Origin of the sequence: Curtobacterium flaccumfaciens, from assembly GCF_013359815.1 — a bacterium.
Classification (GTDB): Bacteria; Actinomycetota; Actinomycetes; order Actinomycetales; family Microbacteriaceae; genus Curtobacterium; species Curtobacterium flaccumfaciens.
Map to the genome: position 1 here is coordinate 285977 of NZ_JABMCF010000033.1, position 17899 is coordinate 303875.

At 70.0% G+C, this 17899-nt stretch carries 14 protein-coding genes; 6 read left to right on the forward strand and 8 right to left on the reverse strand.

Annotation, left to right across the window (positions count from 1 at the left end):
- Positions 1–68: 68 nt before the first annotated feature.
- From HP445_RS05825 to HP445_RS05840, 4 genes are read right to left on the reverse strand one after another with little or no spacing between them, the layout of a single operon-like run.
- On the reverse strand, positions 69–1088 hold the full coding sequence (locus HP445_RS05825; RefSeq protein ID WP_111032867.1) for an ABC transporter substrate-binding protein: 1020 nt from the start codon (positions 1086–1088) through the stop codon (positions 69–71).
- Between the two features lie 11 nt (positions 1089–1099).
- Complete coding sequence (locus HP445_RS05830; protein WP_128780846.1) at positions 1100–2035, reverse strand: ABC transporter ATP-binding protein; 936 nt, start codon at positions 2033–2035, stop codon at positions 1100–1102.
- Complete coding sequence (locus HP445_RS05835; protein WP_128781077.1) at positions 2032–3186, reverse strand: FecCD family ABC transporter permease; 1155 nt, start codon at positions 3184–3186, stop codon at positions 2032–2034. The genes HP445_RS05830 and HP445_RS05835 overlap by 4 nt, the downstream gene beginning before the upstream one ends.
- 11 nt (positions 3187–3197) lie before the next feature.
- A complete protein-coding gene (locus tag HP445_RS05840; RefSeq protein ID WP_241660429.1) occupies positions 3198–4301 on the reverse strand; it encodes a FecCD family ABC transporter permease in 1104 nt (367 codons plus the stop codon).
- A 28-nt stretch (positions 4302–4329) separates the two neighbouring features.
- Here HP445_RS05840 and HP445_RS05845 point away from each other — a divergent pair, with 28 nt between their 5' ends.
- Positions 4330–5160 carry a siderophore-interacting protein gene (locus HP445_RS05845; RefSeq protein WP_128780847.1) on the forward strand — a complete coding sequence of 277 codons (831 nt, stop codon included), beginning with the start codon at positions 4330–4332 and terminating at the stop codon, positions 5158–5160.
- A gap of 685 nt (positions 5161–5845) precedes the next feature.
- On the opposite strand, the gene HP445_RS05850 is transcribed toward HP445_RS05845, so the two are convergent.
- From HP445_RS05850 to HP445_RS05860, 3 genes are all read right to left on the reverse strand, one after another.
- On the reverse strand, positions 5846–6757 hold the full coding sequence (locus HP445_RS05850; protein WP_027466145.1) for a carbohydrate ABC transporter permease: 912 nt from the start codon (positions 6755–6757) through the stop codon (positions 5846–5848).
- A 1-nt stretch (position 6758) separates the two neighbouring features.
- Positions 6759–7730, reverse strand: a complete 972-nt coding sequence (locus tag HP445_RS18535; protein WP_027466146.1) for a carbohydrate ABC transporter permease — start codon at positions 7728–7730, stop codon at positions 6759–6761.
- 84 nt (positions 7731–7814) lie between these two features.
- Positions 7815–9170 carry an extracellular solute-binding protein gene (locus HP445_RS05860; RefSeq protein WP_027466147.1) on the reverse strand — a complete coding sequence of 452 codons (1356 nt, stop codon included), beginning with the start codon at positions 9168–9170 and terminating at the stop codon, positions 7815–7817.
- A gap of 295 nt (positions 9171–9465) precedes the next feature.
- Between HP445_RS05860 and arfA the strand changes: the two genes are divergently transcribed.
- Positions 9466–10971 (forward strand): arabinosylfuranosidase ArfA, encoded by a 1506-nt coding sequence (gene arfA / locus HP445_RS05865; RefSeq protein ID WP_128780848.1) that lies wholly within the window; start codon positions 9466–9468, stop codon positions 10969–10971.
- A 314-nt stretch (positions 10972–11285) separates the two neighbouring features.
- Here the strand turns inward: arfA and HP445_RS05870 are convergent, their stop codons facing one another.
- Positions 11286–12311 carry a LacI family DNA-binding transcriptional regulator gene (locus HP445_RS05870; protein WP_164941222.1) on the reverse strand — a complete coding sequence of 342 codons (1026 nt, stop codon included), beginning with the start codon at positions 12309–12311 and terminating at the stop codon, positions 11286–11288.
- A gap of 196 nt (positions 12312–12507) precedes the next feature.
- Between HP445_RS05870 and HP445_RS05875 the strand changes: the two genes are divergently transcribed.
- The 4 genes from HP445_RS05875 (at position 12508) to HP445_RS05890 (ending at position 17786) form a co-directional block, all read left to right on the forward strand.
- Positions 12508–13452, forward strand: a complete 945-nt coding sequence (locus HP445_RS05875; protein ID WP_027466150.1) for a carbohydrate ABC transporter permease — start codon at positions 12508–12510, stop codon at positions 13450–13452.
- Positions 13449–14420 (forward strand): carbohydrate ABC transporter permease, encoded by a 972-nt coding sequence (locus HP445_RS05880; protein ID WP_111032862.1) that lies wholly within the window; start codon positions 13449–13451, stop codon positions 14418–14420. The genes HP445_RS05875 and HP445_RS05880 overlap by 4 nt, the downstream gene beginning before the upstream one ends.
- 97 nt (positions 14421–14517) lie before the next feature.
- Entirely contained in the window at positions 14518–15852 is a 1335-nt protein-coding gene (locus tag HP445_RS05885; RefSeq protein ID WP_171907769.1) for an ABC transporter substrate-binding protein, read from the forward strand.
- Between the two features lie 104 nt (positions 15853–15956).
- The gene (locus HP445_RS05890; protein WP_128780849.1) at positions 15957–17786 is read left to right on the forward strand and encodes a glycoside hydrolase family 35 protein; all 1830 of its coding nucleotides are present in this window, start codon (positions 15957–15959) and stop codon (positions 17784–17786) included.
- The last annotated feature ends 113 nt before the right edge of the window (positions 17787–17899 follow it).

A 17899-nucleotide genomic window follows, 5' to 3' on the forward strand; every position in this document is an offset into this window, starting at 1 on the left:
AACCACCAACGGCCTGGAGGCGCGGTGCCAGCTGGCACCGCGCCTCCAGGCCGGTTCTCGGTTGCGTCCTACGACAGCTTCTTGCTGTCCTCGAGCCAGCCCGCGAGCTTGGTCATGTAGTCGGCCTGCGACGCGTAGTCGAGGGCCGGGAACGTCCAGCTGTGGACCTGGCCCGCCTCGAGCGCGGCGTTGTCGGCGAAGGTCGGCTGCTTCTCGAGGTCGGCGACCTGGTAGCCCTGCTGCGACAGCAGCAGCACGTCACCGGTGATCTGGCCGGCGTTCTCCCACGAGTAGATGCCCCAGTAGAAGCCCTCCGGCTTCGGGTTGACGAAGTCGACCCCGTACGACGCGTACATCTGCAGCGACGGCTCGTCGGTCGGGCGGGTGACGTACGCGCCGTCACCGTCGGCGTACATCGAGACGACCGACAGGTCCTTCTCCTTCGAGACCTTCTCGAGCTCGTCGGCCGCGGTGTCGAAGCGCTCCTCGGCGGCGTCGACCGTCGACTCCTTCGCGCCGAGGGACTCGGACAGTTCGGCGATCTTCTCGATGACGTCCTCGCCCTTGCCGCCCCACTTCACCTGGACGACCGGCGCGATGGCCTCGATCTGCTTCTCCTGCGCCTTGTCCTTGAAGCCGTAGCCGGGCTGCTTCGTGTCGAGCGTGCCCTTGGCGTCGGTCGGGTAGACCGAGGTGACGACGAGGTCGGGCTTGAGCGCGGCGAGCTGCTCGAGGTCGATGTCGCCGTAGGCCGTGCCGAGCTGCGTGATGCCGTCGGTGTCGAGGCCCTTGAACCGGGCGTCCTTCGCCATCGTCAGCTGCCCGAAGGTGCCGACGGGCTTCAGGCCGTACTCGATGAACGACAGGGCGATGTCGTTCAGCACGACGACGCGCTTCGGCGTGTGGTCGACCTTCACGGTGGCGCCCGTGGCGTCCTCGTACGACCATGCCTTCGACGCGGCGGTGCCGCCGTCGGAGTCGGAGTCGTTCGAGTTGCCGGTGCTCGAGCAGCCGGTCAGGAGGAGTGCCGAGACGGTCACGGAGGTCAGGAGGGCGGCGCGCAGGTGGCCACGTCGGGAGGTCTTCACGTTAGGAGAGGCTAACCTAAGTTCGCGGTACTCGCCAGCACGTCTTCGGTTTTCGTCGGGACCGTGTGCTCGGTCGGGGCGCTGGGAGCCGTGTGTTCCGTCGGGGCACTCGGGTGCTCCGGCGGGGCACTCGGGACGGGGTCGTGCTCGTCTGCTTCGGGCACGATCATCGGTGCACCGGTCACCGGGTCGGGGAACACCCGGGCGTGCAGGCCGAACGCGTGCTCGAGCAGTGCCGGGGTGAGGACCTCGTGCGGTGTGCCGTCGGCGACGACCCCGCCGTCGTGCAGCACCACGAGCCGGTCGGAGTACCGCGCCGCGAGCGACAGGTCGTGCAACACCATCACGATCGTCGACCCCTGCTCGCGGTTCAGCCGCCGGACGAGCCGCAGGACCTCGAGCTGGTGCGCGAGGTCGAGGTAGGTGGTCGGTTCGTCGAGCAGGAGCGTCTGGGCCTGCTGCGCGACGACCATGGCGATCCAGGCGCGCTGGCGCTGCCCGCCGGACAGGCTCGTGACGTCGCGGTGCGCGACCTCGGTCAGGCCGGTGGCGGCGATGGCATCTTCGGCGACGGCGGCGTCCTCGGCGGTCCACGGCTTCGCCCACGACTGGTGCGGGTTCCGGCCGCGCATCACCAGGTCGAGCACGCTGGTGCCCGCGGGCGCGACGGGGGACTGCGGCAGGATCGCGAGCTTGCGGGCGACCTGGCGGTTCGGCTCCCTGCGGATCGGGGTGCCGTCGAGCATGACCTCGCCGGCCTGCGGCTTGAGCACGCGGCCGAACGCCTTGAGTAGGGTCGACTTGCCGCAGCCGTTCGCCCCGAGGAACGTCGTGACGGTGCCGCGTTCGATGCGCAGGTCGAGGTCGCGCAGCACGGGCTGGCGGTCGTAGCCGACGGACAGGCCCGTGGCTTCGAGCACGCTGTCTTGCGGGTGCGTTGTTGTCATCGGGACATCTCCTTGCGGTGACGGACGAGGAGCCAGATCAGGTACGGTGCCCCGATCACGGTGGTGATGATGCCGACCGGCACCTGCCACGGGAACGCGGAACGCGACAGCAGGTCGGCGGCGAGCACGAGCACGGCGCCGAGGGCACCGGCGAGCAGCAGCGGCGGCCGGTTCGTGCCGGCGAGCCGGAGCCCGACCTGCGGCACGACGAACGCGACGAAGCCGACCGGTCCCGCGGCGGCCACGGCGGCGGCGGTCAGCACGACTGCGAGCGCGATGACGAGCAGCCGGTGCCGCTGGACGCCGAGTCCGACGCCCGTCGCGACCTCGTCGCCGAGTTGCCCGATGCCGAGCGCGGCACTCGTCGCGAGCGCGATCGGCACCGCGACGACGGCCACCACGAGCAGCGGCCAGACGCTCTCCCACGAGGTGCTCGACAGGCTGCCGACGAGCCACTGCGACGCCGCGGTGGCGACGGTGATCTTCGCGCGGACGAGCAGGTAGCTCGTCACCGCGTCGAGCGTCGCGCTCACGCCGATGCCGACCAGCACGAGCCGGTAGCTCTGCACGCCGCCGCGCCAGCCCAGGCCGTACACCAGGACCGCGGCGACCAGGGCGCCGATCGTCGCGGCCACCGGGATCCCGCCGCCGAGCACCAGGGACGACACCGAGTACGTCCCGCCGCCGAGCACGATCGCCGCGACGGCACCGACGCTGGCGCCCGCCGTGACACCGATGATGTCCGGGGTGCCGAGGGGGTTGCGGGTGAAGGTCTGGGTGAGCGCGCCGGCCACCCCGAGCGTCAGGCCGACGAGTGCGCCGGTGAGCACGCGGGGCAGGCGCAGGGTGGTGATGATGAAGGCGTCCGGCCCGGACTCCAGGCCGAGCAGGGACCGGATGACGACCCCGGGTGCGATCCACGTCGATCCGACCGCCGTGCCGAGGACGATGAGCACCAGGACTGTGGCGAGCGACCCGACCGTGTACCAGAACACCCGGGGGCGCCAGGCGAGGCCGACGGGGCCGATGCGGATGCCGGCGCGGCCGGGGGTTCGTGCAGCCGGGGCGGGCGTGCTCGGCGTGGTGGTCTCGGGCGTGCTGCTGGGCGTGCTGCTGGGCGCGCTGCCGGGCGTGCTGCCGGTGCTGCGCACCGCTGCCCCGCTCACAGCGACACCAGCGATCGGCGACGGGCCACGGCGACGAACACGGGGCCACCGATGACGGCGAGCACGATGCCGACCTCGACCTCGGAGAACCCGCCGATCAGGCGACCGATGACGTCGGCGAGCAGCACGAGGGCTGCGCCGACCAGACCGGACACGGGCAGGGTCCAGCGGTGTCCGGTGCCCACGAGCGCGCGGGCGACGTGCGGCACCGTCAGGCCGACGAAGCCGATCGGGCCGGCAGCAGCGGTCGCCCCGGCGGCGAGCAGCGTGATCCCGCCCAGGCCGACGAGCCGGGCGACGAGCACGTTCTCGCCGAGCCCCTTCGCCAGTTCGGACCCGAGCCCGAGGGCGTCGAGGGCGCGGACGTTCAGCACCGCGAGCACGAGCCCGGCGGCCAGGAACGGCCACACCGCCCCGAGGATGTCGAGCTGCCGTGCCGCGAGGGACCCGACGACCCAGAGCCGGTACGCGTCGAGCGAGGCCTGGTCGGTCAGCACGACGAAGGAGGTCAGGGCGGCGAGCAGCGCCGAGACCGCGGCCCCGGCGAGGGCGAGCGGCACCGGACTGGCGGTGCCACTGCCGGCGATGGTCACCGAGAAGACGACGACGCTGGCGACCAGGGCCCCGACCAGCGCGAACCACACGGTCGCGCTCGTGCTCGTCACCCCGAACACGTAGACGCCGAGCACCACCGCGAGTCCCGCACCCGAGGAGACCCCGAACAGGCCGGGGTCGGCGAGTGGGTTTCGGGTGTGTCCCTGCATGAGCAGCCCGGCGATGCCGAGGGCCGCCCCGACCGCAGCACCGATGAGCGTGCGCGGGATGCGGGACCCCCACACGATCGCCTCGTCGGTGCTCGACCCGGAGCGGGTGAGCCCAGCCCACACCTCGGCGACACCGATGCGGTTGCTGCCGAGCAGCATGCTCGCCACGGCGACGAGCACCAGGGCGACGACGAGGCCGATGATGACCGCGGTCCGTCGCCGCATCGCGGTCCGGTGCACACCGAGGGCGCGGGACGCGTCGCCGTCTCGGGCGCTGGACGCGACGGGTTCGGGGGCCTCCGGACCGGAAGCCAGAACGGGATTGGGGGCTGGCACGGAAGTCATCTTAGGTTAGCCTTGCCTCATGGCGAAGACCCCGCGGCTCCTGCCGACGAACCCCCGGCTCTTCCGCGCCCGTGTCCTCCGGACCCAGCGGGTGACCCCCTCGATGCAGCGCGTCACCGTCACAGGCGACGACCTGCACGAGTTCGGCTACCTCGGTTTCGACCACTGGTTCCGCCTGTTCGTCCGACGCCCCGACCAGGACACCTTCCGGATGCCCGACCTGGACGGCAAGAAGTGGTGGCCGACGTTCCTCGGCATCCCCGAGGACATCCGCCCCCACTGCGCGAACTACACCGTCGCCGCCTACCGCCTGCTCGCCGACGGCACCGCCGAGCTCGACATCGACTTCGTCGTGCACCTGGACCACCGCGGCGAGCTCGAGGGCCGCGCCGCGATCTGGGCCTGCGCCGCACGCCCCGGCGAGGAGCTCGCGATGCTCGACCAGGGCTGCATCTTCGACGTCCCCGCCGGCACCAGCGAGGTCGTCGTCGCCGCAGAGGAGACCGGCCTGCCCGGCGTCGTCGGCATCGCCGCGTCGTTGCCGCGCGACACCGTCGGCCGCATCATCCAAGAGGTCCCGACCCCCGCCGACATCCGTGACCTCGACGCCCCCACCGGCGTGCAGGTGACGTGGATCGTCCGGCAGCCCGGCGCCGTCCCCGGCAGTGGCGCCCTCGCCGAACTGCAGCGGCACGTGCCGTCCGACGACCAGGGGTACGCGTTCGTCGTGGGGGAGTCACGACTCGCAACGGAGGGCCGCCGCCACCTGCACCGTGCGGGCCTGCCGAAGTCGCGCATCACGTTCTCCGGCTTCTGGAAGCACGAGACGAAGGTCTCCATCCCCGCCTGACCCGCGCTGCCTGGCAGGTATGCCCGTTCTCGCCAGGTACGCCCGATCCTTCCCCTTGCGCGCGCGATGCCTGGTCCTTTCGGGGGTACCGCCACAGAACTTCCGACCGGGTATGCCCGGTTCCGCCAGGTATGCCCGGTTCGGCCAGGTGCGCCCGGTCCTTCCTTTGGCGTGCGCGATGCCTGGTGCTTTCGGGCGTACCACCACGGAACTTCCGACCGGGTATGCCCGGTTCCGCCAGGCGCGCCCGTTCCCCCTAGGTACGCCCGTTCCCGCCAGGTACGCCCGGTTCTTCCCCTGGCGTGCGCGATGCCTGGTGCTTTCGGGCATACCGCCACAGAACTTCCGACCGAGTACGCCCGGTTCCGCCAGGTACGCCCGGTTCCGGCAGGTACGCCCGGTTCCCCCTAGCTACGCCCGTTCCGGCCAGGTGCGCCCGGTTCCGCCCGGTGCGCCCGGTTCCGGTAGGCACGCCCGGTTCCGCCCGCTACGCCCGGTCCTTCCACTGGCGGGCGCGGTGCCTGGTGCTTTCGGGCGTACCGCCACAGAACTTCCGACCGGGTACGCCCGGTTCCGCCAGGGACGCCCGAAAGCGCCAGCCGCGCCGCGCCCGCGACGGACGGACGGACGGGCGGGAGGCCCGGTGCCAGCTGGCACCGGGCCTCCCGTCCGTGGTGGGGTCGCGTCAGCCCTTGAGGCCCGAGCCCGTCACGCCCTCCACGATCTGCCGCTGGAAGATCAGGTAGAGGATGATCAGCGGCAGCGCCGCGAGGATCGCACCGGCCTGGATGTCGGCGTAGCGCTGCCCGAAGCTGCCCTGGACCGTGGCGAGCCCGACCGGGATCGTCATGAGGTCCGGATTGGACAGCACGAACAGCGGCAGCAGCAGGTTGTTCCACACCCCGACGAAGGTCAGGATCGTCACGGCCGCGATCACCGGACGCGACAGCGGCAGGATGACCGACCAGTAGACCTTCCAGATGCCGGCGCCGTCGATGCGCGCCGCCTCTTCCAGCTCCTTCGGGATGCCGTCGAAGAACTGCTTGAAGATGAACACCGCGATCACGGCGGGCACCTGCGGGAAGATCACCGACCAGTAGGTGTTGAGCAGGCCGACCGCGTTGAGCTCCTGGAAGATCGGGATGATCAGCACCTGGGTGGGGATCATGATCCCGAGGATGATGAGCAGGAACGCGATGTTGCGGCCGCGGAACACCAGCCGCGACAGCGCGAACGCCGCCATCGACGCGAACAGCACGGTGAGTGCCGCCGTGACGACGCTCGTGATGGCGCTGGCGAGGTACCAGTTCCAGATGTCGCCGGCCTGGAACAGCGACGAGTACGAGTGCAGCGTCGGGTTCCAGTTCGACAGGATCGCGTTCGCGCCGAGTGCGGCGACGCCGTTGTCGGACAGCGACGTCTTCAGGGCGAACACGCTCGGGATGAGCCAGATGATCGCGAAGATCGTCAGGACGATCCCCGACGCGATCGTGAAGCCGCGACCGCTGACGCCGATCTTCGCGGCGCTCGTCGGAGCGGCGGACGAGACGCCGGTGCGGAGCTTGCGGCCGGTGGTGATGCTCTCGGTGGCGGTCATGTCAGGCCCCGATCTCTCGCTTGGCGGCAGCGCGCTCGACGAGCTGCCGGATGACCGCGATCGCCACGATCACGATGAACAGGAGGACCGACGCGGCCGATGCGGCACCGAGCCGGTTGTCGGTGAAGCCGACCCCGGTGATGAGCTGCAGCGAGACCTGGGTCGAGATGCCCGGCCCGCCGTTCGTCATCAGGTAGACCTGGTCGAAGATCTTCAGGCTCGCGATGATCTGCAGCAGGACGACCAGCGTCGTCGTGCGGCCGAGCAGGGGGAGCGTGATCGACTTGATCTGCTGCCAGTTCGACGCACCGTCGACGGCGGCTGCTTCGTACAGTTCGCGCGGGATCTCCTGCAGACCGGCCAGGTAGAGCACGAAGTTGAAGCCGAGGGTCCACCACACGGTGGCGATCGCGACACCGATCATGGCCGTGTTCGGGCTCGACAGCATGCCGGAGCCGGGCGTCATGCCGATCGCCGACTGCAGGCTCGCCCACAGACCGGTGCTCGGCGTGAAGATGAACACCCAGATCAGCGAGATCGTCGCCGACGGCAGGATGAACGGCAGGAAGAACGCCAGACGGAAGAACCACTGCCCGCGGTTCATCCGGTTCGTCAGCACGGCGAACACGAACGCCAGGATGACGAGCGGCGGGGTCGTGTACAGCGTGAACTGCAGCGTGTGCCAGAGCGACGACCAGAAGTCGCTGCGCCCGAGCATCTCGGCGTAGTTCGCGAACCCGGCGAAGCTGCCGAGCCCGGTGCGGACGGTCGAGGTGTTGAAGAAGCTCGTGACGATCATCCAGACCGTCGGGCCGAGCAGGAAGGCCACGTAGAACAGGCCGAACGGGGCGAGGAACAGCCAGCCGCTGCGGCCCTGGCCGCGGTTCACGCTGGAGCCGTAGGAGCGGTTCCGGCGGAGACGCGGCGCGGTGGCCGCGTCGGTCGGCCGGTCGAGGACAGGTGCTGTGGTCACGTCATCGTGCCTTTCGCGCGGTGTTCACGGCGATCGCGGGGGTCGTCTGCCCGGCGTGGTCCGGCCGGGCGGTTGCGTGCCGGGTCACAGGGGGCTCGGGGTGTTGAGGTACGTCGCGAGCTGCGACTTGATGGCGCTGAGGGCCTGCGCTGGGGACGAGCTGCCCTGCTGCACGAGGGCGAGCTGGGCGCCCACCGTGCCCTCGAACGTCGAACCCGACCCGCCGTACCAGGCGGCGTCGTCGAACACGGCGGTCTCGGCTGCGGCCGCGTAGTTCGACTGGGGCGTGAGCTTCTTGTACGCCGCGCTGTCGAACGTCGGGATGTAGGCCGGCACGTGCCCGCCCTCGGCCCACGTCAGGCTCTGCTCGAGCATCTGCTTGATGAAGAGCATGTGCTGCTTGCGCTGCTCCGGCGTGCGGGCCTTCTTCGGCAGGACGAACGTGTGCGAGTCCGCCTGGGTCGCCGGCTTGTCGTAGAGCTGGGGGATCGGCGCCATGCCGAAGTTCAGGCCCTTGATCGACTGCGCGGTGCTGATCTCCCACTCGCCCTGCATGAAGAAGCCGGCCTTGCCGTCGAACATGAGCGACTGCGCGGTGGCGTAGTCGAGGGCCTTGTTCAGCCAGCCCTCCTTCACCCACTTCTGGGTGCGGCTCGTGACCTCGTTGTAGGCGTCCTCGTTGACGGTGAGCTTCGACCCGCCGTCGCTGATGAAGGGGGTGGCGTCCTTCAGCTGGTTGTACATCGTCCAGAAGAAGCGCCACGGGGTGGCCGTCTCCGGCACCACGTTCGCGACGTTGAGCGCCGTGCCACCGGTGACCTTGGCGACCGCGGCGAGGGCCTTCTCGAAGTTGTCCATGCCGTTGAGGTCGACGAGGTTGCCGTCGCCGTCGATCAGGCCGGCCTTCTTGCAGACGTCGACGTTGTAGAAGAGGACGAAGGGGTGTGTGTCGAGCGGGACCGCGATGTTGTTGCCGTCGGTCTTCTGCGCCGCCCAGGCCTTCTGGTTGAAGTCGGCGGCGCTCAGGCCGACGCTCGCCAGGTCGTCCGACGTGATCGGGTCGAGCAGGTCACCGTCCCAGAGCGGCTTCGCGCGGGTCAGGTGCGCGACCGCGACGTCCGGCGGCTTGTTCCCGACGGTCGCCAGTGTCAGCTTCGAGTAGTACGGGTTGCCCCACGCGAACGTGGTGCCCTGCAGCGCGCTCGAGCCGCCGTGCTGCTTCGCGTAGCCGTCCTCCATGGCCTGCATGCGGACGCCGTCGCCGCCGCCGAACAGGTTCCAGAAGACGAGGGTCTCGGGGTTGAGTGCGCTGCCGGCGAGGCCGGCGGCGAGGGGGCTCGAGCAGGCGGCGAGCGGCAGGACCGTCGCGGCCGCTGCACCGGCGGCGAGGAAGCCCCGGCGCGAGAGGCGCGACGCGGGTGTTGCGGGTGGGATCGGCATGGCATCACTCCATCGGGATGGGCCGGGCTCGGGAACAGGGTCGGTGCTCCCGCCGGAGCATCGCTGCTCCGGACCCGGAGCACTGCTGCTCCGGACACGGAACGACCTTCCGGTGCTCCGTGAGCGCTCACATTAGCGCTCGCTCCCGGCATCCGCCACCCCTTTCGCGACGGCGTGGAACCCGGTAGCGTTTCCGTCAGGTGAGCGCTCACTTTCGTGACGGCCCGCTTCGGTTCCCGTCCGTGGCCCCACCCGCTCCCCGCACGAACCGCACTGCCACGATCGAAGGAGATCCATGCCCCGCACACACCTCGTCCTCGACGCCGCGTTCACCGTGGGGCCGGTGCGACGTCGCCTGTTCGGCGGGTTCGTCGAGCACCTCGGCCGCCACGTCTACGACGGCATCCACGAGCCCACCCACGAGAGCGCCGACGAGCACGGCTTCCGCAAGGACGTCGTCGAACTCGTCAAGGAACTCGGCGTCTCCGCCATCCGCTACCCCGGTGGCAACTTCGTCTCCGGCTACAAGTGGGAGGACGGCGTCGGCCCCGTCGAGCAGCGCCCCCGCCGCCTCGACCTGGCCTGGCACTCGACCGAGACCAACGAGGTCGGCCTGCACGAGTTCCAGCACTGGCTCGACCAGGTCGGCTCGGAGCTCATGCTCGCCGTGAACCTCGGCACCCGCGGCACGCAGGAGGCGATCGAGCTCCTCGAGTACGCGAACATCGACGCCGGGACCGCACTGTCCGAATACCGTCGTTCGAACGGTCGCCAGGAACCCTTCGCCATCAAGATGTGGTGCCTCGGCAACGAGATGGACGGCCCGTGGCAGCTCGGCCACAAGAACGCCGACGACTACGGCAAGCTCGCCGCCATGACCGCCAAGGCCATGCGGCAGATCCAGCCCGACCTCGAGCTCGTCGCTTGCGGTTCCTCCGGGGCGTCGATGCCGACGTTCGGCGAGTGGGAGCGCACCGTCCTCGAGCACACCTACGACGACGTCGACTACATCTCCGCGCACGCCTACTACGAGGAGGACGACGACCTGCCGTCGTTCCTCGCCTCGGGCGCCAACATGGACCACTTCATCAAGACGGTCACCACGGCCGCCGACCACGTCCAGGCGCAGAAGAAGTCCGACAAGCGCATCGACATCTCGTTCGACGAGTGGAACGTCTGGTCGATCAAGAAGTGGGAAGCGAAGGCCAAGACCTTCACGCTCGACGAGTGGCCCGTCGCCCCGCGTCTGCTCGAGGACGTCTACACCGTCGCCGACGCCGTCGTCGTGGGTGGCCTGCTCATCTCGCTGCTCCGGCACGCCGACCGCGTCGCCTCGGCCTCGCTCGCCCAGCTCGTCAACGTGATCGGCCCGATCATGACCGAGCCCGGCGGCCCGGCCTGGCGCCAGACGACCTTCTTCCCGTTCTCGGTCACCTCGCGCCTGGCGCAGGGCACCTCGCTGCAGGTCAAGGCCTCTGGTGACACGGTCGACGGCGGCAAGCACGGCGAGGTCCCGGTCGTGGACTCCGCCGCCACCGTGTCCGAGGACGGCAAGGCCGCGGTCTTCCTGATCAACCGCCACCCGTCCGAGCCGACCACGGTGACGATCGACCTGGCCGGCATCGGTGCGACGGGTGACGTCCACGCCGAGGGCGTCTGGGACGACGACCTGCACGCCGTGAACGACCTGGAGAACACCTCGCGCGTGGGGCTCCGCACGAACGAGTCGGTCCGCCGCGAGGGCGACACCGTCACGATCGAGCTCCCGCCGGTCTCCTGGACCGCCGTCTCGATCGGCTGACAAGGCGCCTCGGCGCACGCCACGGCGGGCGTCGAGTGAGCACAGAGGACGTCGGGCGCTCGCGCCCGACGTCCTCTGCTCGTTGTGGGGGCGCGGCGGCCGGGCGCGAGTTCACGTGCTGGGCGACAGTTCGCGGGGCGACGGGCGCGTGGACTGTCGCTGGGCCCGTGACGCGGCCGGCGCGGCGGCCGGGAGGCGCGTGGCGGCCTGGCACCGGGCCTCCTGTCCGGCCCGGGCGCGAGTTCACGGGCTGGACGACAGTTCACGGGGCCGTGCGAGCGTGAGGTGTCGGTGAGCGCGAAACGCGCGCCGCGTCAGCGCGCCGGCGGCGCCGCCGTGCTCGCCCGCTCGACGAGCCGCACCGGCACGAGGTCGGCCGCGACGCTGACCCGCTCGCCGTCGATCTGGGCGAGCAGGTTCGCGACCGCTCGGCGGCCGACCTCGTCGAAGGACTGGTGCACGGTGGTCAGCGGCGGCCAGAACGAGTCGGACTCGGGGGAGTCGTCGAACCCCACCACGCTGAGCGACGACGGCACCGGGCGTCCGGACTCGTGTGCGGCGCGCAGGACACCGAGGGCGGTCTGGTCGTTCGCGGCGAACACCGCGGTGATCTCCGGGCGTGCAGCGATCTCGAGCCCGGCCTCGTAGCCGTGCTCGGTCGTCCAGCCGCCGCGGAACACCGGGGGGACCGGTCGACCGGCGCGCGTCAGGGTGTCCTGCCACGCGGCGAGGCGACGGGCTGCCGAGTACGAGGACTCCGGACCGGCGACGTGCCAGACGGTCTCGTGCCCCAGGTCGAGCAGGTGCTGCGTGGCCTGCCGGGCGCCGTCGGCCTGGTCGGTGTCGATCGCGGGGTGGTCGGTGCTGCCCGTGGAGTCGACGATGACCATCGGCACGCCGTCGGGCAGCACGACCTCGGCGGTGTCGATGATGTGCGACTCGATGATGATCACGACGCCGTCGACGGCCTGTTCGTGCAGGCGCGAGAACGCGGAGCGGACGCCTGCTTCGGTGCGCGATGCCATCGGCAGCAGGGTGATCGTGAAGTCGGCGACCCCGGCTGCGTCGGCGATCGCCTCGAGCGTGCGCATGTTGCCGAAGGACGCGAGCGTGAACATGATCACGCCGATGGTGCGGAAGCGGCCCGAGCGCAGGGCACGGGCGGCACGGTTGGGTCGGTAGCCCAGGGACTCCATCGCGCGCTGGACGCGGTCGCGGGTCTCCGGGCTGACGTTGTCGAAGCCCCGGGCGACGCGCGAGACCGTCTGCATCGACACCCCGGCGGCGTCGGCCACTGCGGCCATCGAGGGGGCGCGGCGGGTGCCGGCGGGGGACTCCATCGTCACGCTGGCGCTCCTTCCGGATCGAGGGGCCGAGCGGTCGGCCTCCCCGGACGCTAGCGCATGTTGACGTTGCCATGCTATCGTCGCGTCGTTCGATGTTGACGTCAACATCGGTGACCGCCCGGACACCCTGATCCGGCCCGGGCCGAGCCGCCGACATCGACCACCCGAACGCAGCAGACGAAGGAGTCACATGAGCACGCTCGCAGCGCGCCCCGGTGAGGCAGCACCGCGCCCCACCGCCGAGCGCCCGGCCGGTCGCCGCCCCAAGCCGCGGGGACGGTTCACCGGATGGCTGTTCGTCGGCCCGTTCGTCGTCGTCCTGGTCCTGATGCTCATCGTGCCGATCGGCTACGCGCTCTGGCTCAGCCTGTTCCGCGACCAGCTCATCGGCGGCAACCAGTTCGTCTGGTTCGCCAACTACGTGCAGCTCTTCCAGGACGCCAAGTTCTGGTCCGGGTTCGGTCGGGTCGCGATCTTCCTGGTCGTCCAGGTGCCGATCATGCTCGGCCTCGCGCTCGTCGCCGCCCTCGCCCTGGACAGCGCCCGACTGTGGGGGACGAGCTTCTTCCGCATCGCGGTGTTCCTGCCCTACGCCGTCCCCGGGGTCGTCGCAGCCCTGATCTGGGGCTTCATCTACGGCAACCAGTTCGGGCTGACGGGCGCCGCCAACGACGCGCTCGGCATCGACCTGCTGCAGCCGTTCAGCCCGAGCTGGGTCCTGACGTCGATCGGCAACGTGGTCACGTGGGAGTTCCTCGGCTACAACATGCTGATCTTCTACGCCGCACTCCGCACCGTCCCCGGTGAGCTGTACGAGGCGGCCGAGCTCGACGGTGCCGGCCCGATGCGCACGGTCTTCTCGATCAAGCTCCCGGCGCTCCGCGGCCCGATGGTCATCGCCACGATCTTCTCGATCATCGGCAGCTTCCAGCTCTTCAACGAGCCGAACCTGCTCAAGACGCTCGCACCGAACGTCATCGGCAGCGCCTTCACCCCGAACATGTACGCCTACTCGCTGTCCTTCAGCGGTCAGCAGTTCAACTACTCCGCCACGGTCGCGATCGTGATGGGCGTGATCACCGCGGTGATCGCCTACGTCGTCCAGGTCCGCGGCACCCGCGAGGAGAACCGATGAGCACCATCCAGCACCCTGCCGGGCCCGCAGCGGCCACGGTGACCGAGGCGACCACGACGCAACGTGCGCCGCGCACCCGCTCGATCCGCGCCTCCAGGCAGCTCCGCACCACGGAAGGCGGACGCAAGCCGAAGCGTTCCGGCCTGCTCACCGCGGTCATGGTGGTCTTCGTCGTGTACTCGTTCGCGCCGCTGTTCTACCTGCTCGTGAACAGCACGAAGACGCAGGCGTCGCTGCTCTCGACGTTCGGTCTGTGGTTCGGCGGGGACTTCAACCTCTGGCAGAACATCGTCGACACGCTGACGTACAACGACGGCATCTTCCTGCAGTGGTTCGGCAACACGCTGCTCTACGTCGTCGTCGGTGCCGGCGGGGCCACCCTGCTCGCCACCGTCGCGGGCTACGGCATGGCGAAGTTCCAGTTCCCCGGTCGCCGCGCGGTCTTCGCCGTCGTCCTCGGTGCCATCGCGGTCCCCGGCACGGCCCTGGCGGTCCCGACCTTCCTGCTGTTCTCGCAGGTCGGCCTGACCAACACCCCGTGGGCGATCATCCTGCCCTCGCTGATCAGCCCGTTCGGCATGTACCTGATCTGGACCTACGCGGTCGACGCGATCCCGGCCGAACTGCTCGAGGCCGCCCGCATGGACGGCGCCGGTGAGTTCCGGATCTTCTTCACGATCGCGCTCCGCCTGCTCGCGCCCGGTGTCGTCACCGTCCTGCTGTTCGCGGTCGTCGCCACCTGGAACAACTACTTCCTGCCGCTCATCATGCTGAGCGACCCGAAGTGGTACCCGCTGACGGTCGGCCTGAACCAGTGGAACGCGCAGGCCACCGGGTCCGGCGCGCAGCCGATCTACAACCTCGTCGTCACGGGATCGCTCCTCACGATCATCCCGATCGTGGTCGCGTTCCTCTTCCTCCAGCGCTTCTGGCAGTCCGGCCTCGCGGCCGGGTCGGTCAAGGCCTGACCCCTCGGACACCAGGCGCACGGCGACCCCGCCACGCGCCGCCTGGTCCGGCACACAGCAGCACCACCCCCTCCACGAAGAAGTGAAAGGCACTCCCATGAACAAGCGTCTCCGGCGTGGGCTCAGCGCCCTCGCCATCGGCGTCACCGCCGCGATCGCCCTCGCCGCGTGCGCCTCCGGCGGCTCCGGCTCCGGCGGATCGGCCGACGACATCGACAAGGCCCTGCAGGACGGTGGCACCCTGACCTACTGGTCGTGGACCCCGTCGGCGAAGGCCCAGGTCGCCGCGTTCGAGAAGCAGTACCCCAAGGTGAAGGTCAAGCTCGTCAACGCCGGCACCGGTGCCGACCAGTACACGAAGCTGCAGAACACGATCAAGGCCGGCTCGGGTGCCCCCGACGTCGCCCAGGTGGAGTACTACGCCCTGCCGCAGTTCGCGCTGTCGGAGTCGCTGCTGGACCTGTCGAGCTACGGCTTCGACTCGCTCGAGAAGGACTTCGCGAAGAGCACCTGGAGCTCGGTGTCGATCGACGGCAAGGTCTACGGCCTGCCGCAGGACTCCGGCCCCATGGCGCTGTTCTACAACAAGAAGGTCTTCGACAAGCACGACATCGCCGTGCCGAAGACGTGGGACGAGTACGTCACCGCGGCCAAGAAGCTGCACGAGGCGGACCCGAAGGCCTACATCGCGGCGGACTCCGGCGACGCCGGCTTCACCACGAGCATGATCGCCCAGGCCGGTGGCACCCCCTTCACCACCGACGGTGACAAGGTGACCATCAACCTGCAGGACGAGGGCACCAAGAAGTGGACGAGCACCTGGAACGAGCTCGTCGAGCAGGGCCTGCTGTCGAAGACGGTCGGCTGGACCGACGACTGGTACAAGCAGCTCGGCAACGGTGAGATCGCCACGATGATCACCGGCGCCTGGATGCCCGGCAACCTGGAGTCCGGCGTCGCCCAGGCCTCGGGTGACTGGCGCGTCGCCCCGATGCCGACCTACGACGGTGGCACCGCCCAGACCGCGAACAACGGCGGCAGCGCCCAGGTCGTCATGAAGCAGTCGAAGAACCCGGCCCTCGCCGCGGGCTTCCTCAAGTGGCTGAACTCCTCGAAGGAGTCCACGAAGGTCTTCATGGAGTCCGGCGGCTTCCCGTCGACCACCGCTGACCTCGACTCATCGGCGTTCCTCGACGAGAAGCCGGAGTACTTCGGCGGCCAGCAGATCAACAAGGTGCTCGTCGACGCGTCGAAGTCCTCGGACAACGACTTCACCTACCTGCCGTACCAGGTGTACGCGAACAGCGTCTACGCCGACACCGTCGGTCAGGCGTACGAGAACGGCACCTCGCTCGACGCCGGCCTGCAGGCATGGCAGAAGGCCCTCGCCAAGTACGGCAAGGACCAGGGCTTCACGGTCTCGTCGAAGTAGTTCGACAGCATCCCCGCGGGGCCGTGCGGACACGTCCGCACGGCCCCGCTCCACGCCCGGCCCGGCTCCACGCCCGGCCCGGCCGGCAACGAGAGAATGACACCATGCGCTTCGCCATCGGCGACACCGACTTCCTGCTCGACGGCGAGCCGCACCGGGTCCTGTCCGGCGCGATCCACTACTTCCGCGTCCACCCCGACCTGTGGGCCGACCGGATCCGCAAGGCGAAGCTGATGGGCCTCAACACCATCGAGACCTACGTCGCCTGGAATGCGCACGCGCCGTCGCCCGGGGTGTTCGACCTGTCGGGTGGCCTGGACCTCGGCCGCTTCCTCGACCTCGTCGCCGCCGAGGGCATGCACGCCATCGTCCGCCCCGGCCCCTACATCTGTGCCGAGTGGACGAACGGCGGCCTGCCGTACTGGTTGTTCGCCGACGGTTCCGTGGGTGTCCGGCGCAACGAGCCCGGGTTCCTCGCAGCGGTCGAGACGTACCTGCAGCACCTGGCCCCCGTGCTGGTCCCGCGGCAGATCGACCAGGGCGGGCCCATCGTCCTGGTGCAGGTCGAGAACGAGTACGGCGCCTACGGGTCCGACCCCGAATACCTGCGCGCACTCGAGCAGATGCACCGCGACATCGGGCTGACCGTCCCCTTCACGAGCGTCGACCAGCCGATGGGCACGATGCTCGAGGACGGCTCCCTGCCCTCGCTGCACAAGACCGGTTCGTTCGGCTCACGCTCCGCCGCCCGCCTCGAGCGCCTGCGGCAGGCACAGCCCACCGGGCCCCTGATGTGCTCGGAGTTCTGGGACGGCTGGTTCGACAGCTGGGGCGAGCACCACCACACCACGCCGGCGTCCGCCAGCGCCGAGGACCTGGACGTCCTGCTCGCCGCCGGCGGCTCGGTGAACATCTACATGTTCCACGGCGGCACGAACTTCGGCTTCACCAACGGCGCGAACGACAAGGGTGTCTACCGTCCGATCGCGACGTCGTACGACTACGACGCCCCGCTCGACGAGGCCGGTCGGCCGACCGAGAAGTTCCACGCCTTCCGCGCGGTGATCGCGCGCTACGCGCCCGTCCCGCCGCTGCCCGCGACGATGGAGCCGGGTGGATCGGGTCGCCTCGGTCCCGTGGCCGCGTCCGGCGACGGCCTGGAGGCCCGGATCACCCCCGCCACGGACCTCGCCGTCCGGCTGGACCGCGTCGCGTCGCTCCGTTCCCTGCTGCCCACGCTCACGACGTGGTCCGCGCACGACGAGCCGCCGACCTTCGACGCCCTCGGAGCCGCGAGCGGCTTCGTCGCCTACCGTGCCGAGGTCGACCTGCCCACCGGAGGGGTGCTGACCGTCGGCACCGAGGTGCGCGACCGAGCGATCGTGTCGGCCGACGGTGTCGTCGTCGGGGTCCTGGAGCGTGAGCACCACGACCGCGCCATCACCCTGCCGCCGGTGACCGGCACGCTCGAGCTCCTCGTCGAGGACCAGGGGCGCGTCGACTACGGCGTCCGCATCGGTGAGCCGAAGGGCCTGATCGGGGGCGTCTCGATCGACGGCGTCCCGGTTGCCCGGTGGACGGCGTCGCCGCTCGCCCTCGACCCCATCGCACCGGCCGCCGTGACCGCGCTGTCCGAGGTCGCTCCGACCGGCGGCGACGTGCTCGCCGGGCCGACGTTCGCAGCTGGCTCGTTCGACCTCGACACCGTGGACGACCGGTACCTGTCGCTCGACGGGTTCCGGAAGGGTGTCGCCTGGGTCAACGGGTTCTGCCTCGGTCGGTACTGGTCGCGAGGCCCGCAGCAGACCCTGGCGATCCCGGGGCCGGTGCTCCGCCACGGTCGCAACGAGCTCGTCGTGCTCGAGCTGCACGCCGCCGCGTCCCGCACCGCGTGCCTGCTCGTCGAGCCCGACCTGGGTCACACCGAGGCCTAGTCGGGCGCGCGGCCTGGTCGAATCGGGCGTACCTGGTCGAATCGGGCGTCCCTGGTCGAATCGGGCGTACCCGGTCGGAAGTTTCGACCAGGTACGCCCGATTCTGCTTTCCA